Annotated in this window: 5 protein-coding genes; 1 reads left to right on the forward strand and 4 read right to left on the reverse strand. The window is 43.1% G+C overall.

Annotated features, from left to right (window positions below; all coding sequences use genetic code 11):
- The 4 genes from VB733_RS27420 to VB733_RS27435 all read right to left on the reverse strand — a co-directional run.
- Positions 1-920: relaxase/mobilization nuclease domain-containing protein (locus VB733_RS27420; protein WP_323343201.1), on the reverse strand; the 920-nt coding region annotated here is incomplete at its 3' end.
- A gap of 650 nt (positions 921-1570) precedes the next feature.
- Positions 1571-1978 carry a type II toxin-antitoxin system tRNA(fMet)-specific endonuclease VapC gene (gene vapC, locus VB733_RS27425; protein ID WP_323343202.1) on the reverse strand — a complete coding sequence of 136 codons (408 nt, stop codon included), beginning with the start codon at positions 1976-1978 and terminating at the stop codon, positions 1571-1573.
- Positions 1975-2229 (reverse strand): hypothetical protein, encoded by a 255-nt coding sequence (locus tag VB733_RS27430; RefSeq protein ID WP_323343203.1) that lies wholly within the window; start codon positions 2227-2229, stop codon positions 1975-1977. The genes vapC and VB733_RS27430 overlap by 4 nt, the downstream gene beginning before the upstream one ends.
- 189 nt (positions 2230-2418) lie before the next feature.
- Positions 2419-2811, reverse strand: a complete 393-nt coding sequence (locus tag VB733_RS27435; RefSeq protein WP_323343204.1) for a plasmid mobilization protein — start codon at positions 2809-2811, stop codon at positions 2419-2421.
- A gap of 480 nt (positions 2812-3291) precedes the next feature.
- Between VB733_RS27435 and VB733_RS27440 the strand changes: the two genes are divergently transcribed.
- A partial coding sequence (locus VB733_RS27440) for a ParM/StbA family protein (RefSeq protein WP_416336357.1) occupies positions 3292-3954 on the forward strand: 663 nt, incomplete at its 3' end.

A 3954-nucleotide genomic window follows, 5' to 3' on the forward strand; every position in this document is an offset into this window, starting at 1 on the left:
CCCCTTTCTGGTTGATAGTCCACACCTCGTCGTTGGAGCAATCCAGGGAAACTGTAAGCTTTGCCCAATTTCCAACCAGCCACCTTTACCCCATCCATCGAATAAGCCACTGCCTCTTTAAATTTTCCTTGGGTGCTAAAGCTGGGATGTACTGTAATATCCTGCTGTTGGAGTCGGGTAATTAGTTCGGTGACAGTGGGTTTGTCTTGAGTCGCTGCGTCGATAGCATCGGCTAGTAATTGGGTGACGGGTGGTTTACCGCTAAAATGATGCCTCTGTTTTTTAGTTTGGGCACGGCGATCGCGGTAGCTAATCTCTACAGGAGTATCGTCCAAAAGAAGTCTTCTTTCAGGAGTATCGCCAACGGTTGTGTCAATTTCCCATATCTCTTGAACTTTTCGGGCTACTTGTTCGTTGCTACAGGGCACTGGTTCCAAACCAAATTCCTTCTCTAATTGTCGCACTATGACTTCGCTGCGACGGTAATCCCAGGAGTCGGGTACAACTGACCCATCCATACGAATACGGCTGGCAATTATATGGATGTGTTCGTGGTTGGTGTCGTGGTGACGGGCAATTACGTACTGACTTTTGTGCAGCCCATCCCCCAGAAATTCCATCCCTTTTAACCAGCGTTGGGCAAGTTCGGCGTATTTCTCATCATCTAAATGTTCGTGGTATTCCCCCTGGGGGTGGGATGCATCGCGGTGGGGGATGGACAAAATGATGTGACCGCAAGCCCGTTGGAAATTCGGTCGCATTCGTCTGGCGGCGCTAAATTCCTTTGCCAATTGTCGGGAATTATACCCACCCATGTTGCTGTCAATAATTTCGGCTTCTTCTTTTTCCAGCACGTAGTCGAGGGTGGAACGGAAGCTGCGGTTTTTCAATTGGTTGGCAATCACTGGTAAGCTCCCCAAAAGGAGTAACTACAACGTTGATTTATTGAAGTTGATTGATAGCGATCGCATCAATGTTAAAAGTTAGTTAAACGGTAAAATTTTTTGATTTACTGACTGTAGGCTTATTGGTGTTAGCTATAATCAGGCTAATACCCAATTTTGGGCATACCACTCCTTCCGAGTAAAAAGACTAAAAAACGGCAAGTTGACAAGGAAAGCTGTCGGTGTGGGCGGTTTGTCAACTAGAGTCTCACAAGCTCCTCTGTTGCGCTTTGTAATAAGGGAAAACCGCTACGGTTATTCACTTAGAGGTCAGCAGTGTCCAAGGAAGAAATTTCTGCTCAAGGCAAGCAGCGTAAGTCTAATCAACGGTTTCAATCTTGTTGTCGAAGATTGAGGTTGATTTTAAGAGGACTACGTAGGCTTAATGCTCAACTTGAATCTTTTTATCGAAGATTAAGGTTGATTGTAAAAGGTTTACTACCTTTCTTACAAGCTATAGCCGCCTTGTTTGTAATTGCTAAATCGTTAGGGCTATTGTAGCTCTACATAAATTCTATGGGGCAAGGTAGAAAAATCTTTTTCAATCTTGCCTCTAATATTAATAAACAATAAAATTTTTGCTGGTTTGTGCCAATTCGTGGTTAATAGTATTGTTTGTTCTCAAGTTAGTCCAGTTCCCAATCTTCAATTTGTAGTCCCTGAACTCGGCTAAATTCCGATGTATTATGTGTAACTAAAATCAAATTATTAGCAATAGCGATCGCAGCGATTTGTAAATCATAAGGTCCGATTGGTGTTCCCCTGGTTGCTAAATCAGCCCGAATTTGTCCTGCTATCCTGGCAGAATCGGAGTCTAAAAGTAGAATCATCGTAAATTGACTAAAAAATCGTTGCAAAAGTTCTAAATTTCTTGACTGTTGGGCACTACGATAAGCCCCGTAATATAACTCCATTTTGGTTACGGAGCTGATATAAATATCGCCTGGTTGTTTGGTAGCAAGCCGAGATATCACCGTAGAACTGCTGTTGTTCAACAATCGAATGCAAACATTTGTATCGAGAAGGTACGTCAAAATATACTCTCCCTAATCTCAAACTCTCCCTGCTCTCCCCGTTCTAAAGCTTCTCCAGCCCAACCCCCAATTACTTCCTCAAAAAAACCAGGTAGCCAGCCCAATGTTTGGGGTATTTCTGATTGTACGGATGATTTTAGTGGTTGAAAAATTACCATAACTTCTAATTCTTCGTTCGTCATTCCAACCGGAACGTCGAGATGCAAAATGCCATCAGACCCCACACGGGAGACTACCTTAATACTTTGCATGTGCTTCTCCTATAAAAACAATAATTTACCTAATTATGTGCGCTTTTTGAGTAAGCAAAGCCCTTGGAGTGCGCTAAAGAAGAGCAATGCCAATTTTATAAAGTAAAGATGGATTCAAGTACAGCAACAGCGCACAAAGCGGAAAATGACAAAAATTATGCCAGGATGCATGAAGCCTCTTCTACAGTATCAATCCTCCTCCTCATCCGTAACCCCACATTCCAACAGCTGCATCTGGGTTTCCCGAATCGCACCATTCAACCGATCGACCAAGTTTTGCAATCGTCCCACATCCACATTTGCCCCCTGTCCCGACTTTACCGCTCGATTAACAGCCTTGGCGATTTGATTCAGATTTACCCCGATCGCGTTTAACTCTTCGTATAATTTCCAATTTATCTGCGGTGGTGGTGGAGCTTCCACAACTTGCCGTCTCAATGCTGCACGACGAATAAATTCCGTCACCGATACCCGCGCATTGTAGGCTTTCTGCTTCAATTGCTCGTACTCATCTTTCGCAAACCGCACCGGATGCGTAATTTTTCTGGAAACACCGTCATCCCTTTTGGTCTTACTACCCATAACAGATAACCGAACTGTGCTACAAAGCCTCGCAGAGCCAGCCGTTGCCTTCGTCCCCCAGGGACGTTATGCACGTACAGCGCATAAAGGCGACATGGCTGGCGTTTAACCCAGACTTTGCCCACCTACAGGGTAGCTCAAAAATGCTGCCTCGGACGAATTTTTCTACCGCAAATCTTGTTAGAAACAATATGGGAAATGGCGAAATTAGAGATTCAGACAATAGTGTAATATTTACACTTTTTAATTATCTCCAAATTCACCCAATTTTGATGTCAAAAAATCTTGTCACAGCCCTAGCACAAATCAAATATGCTTTTTCTCTAGCGAATAAATCCTTATAGCACAAGCACAACCAGGTTTTATCGAGATGATTGTGCTATTAGTTCTGGAAATAAAATTAACTTTTTTAACAAAATTATTTTTCCAAGATGAATCAGTAGGTAAAAGAGTATAAGCACAGAAAAACCATGATTTTTTATGTCAAAAGTATGCAATCTTTACCTGGCTATCGATGTTGGTGGTTCCCAAACCAAGATTATTTATCAATTTGCAGGTTGGAAAAATCCCCAATATTTATTGATGTCCCCCGGTGTCGAACAAATTAGCAAATCCGATTTAAAGCGCTACTTCGACCAATTGGGGTGGATTGGTGCTCCGACTCCGCAACAACAGGCTTGGTTGGAGTGGAAAGGTAATATTTTTGTGGTGGGGGATTTTGTCAGCGAGTTTGCCCCCCAGGATAGAATTTTTGAGCGCAAGTACGAAAATGCCCTGTACAAGGTACTGGCTGCGGTGGGAACAATCTTGTCCAAGCACAATATTGGTAAAAAGCGCCGGGGGAATCCAGAATCTTTAAAGGTCAATATCAATTTGGGTTTGTTGCTACCTTGGAACGAATACAACGATCGCAAACGCTTTGAAGAACAGTTGGAACTGATGCTCAAAAGTTTGAAGTTTCGGGGACAGTCTTGGGATGTGCAATTATGCCATTTCGAGTGCCGTCCCGAAGGTGGGGGTTTAGCTGCTATCCGCATTAAACAAAATGGTTTGGATTGGTTGCAAAAAAATAGAGTCGCCGTGTTGATGTTTGGACATCGTAATGTGACGGCAATTTATTTTGATGCTGGTGCCATCAAGGGT

Source organism: Calothrix sp. UHCC 0171 (assembly GCF_034931845.1).
In the GTDB taxonomy this organism is placed as follows: domain Bacteria; phylum Cyanobacteriota; class Cyanobacteriia; order Cyanobacteriales; family Nostocaceae; genus Brunnivagina.

What these genes read in the sequence shown, in the direction of transcription:
- VB733_RS27430 (WP_323343203.1), bottom strand. Translation starts at nt 2,229, where the DNA reads ATGCAAAGTATTAAGGTAGTCTCCCGTGTGGGGTCTGATGGCATTTTG.
- VB733_RS27435 (WP_323343204.1), bottom strand. Translation starts at nt 2,811, where the DNA reads ATGGGTAGTAAGACCAAAAGGGATGACGGTGTTTCCAGAAAAATTACG.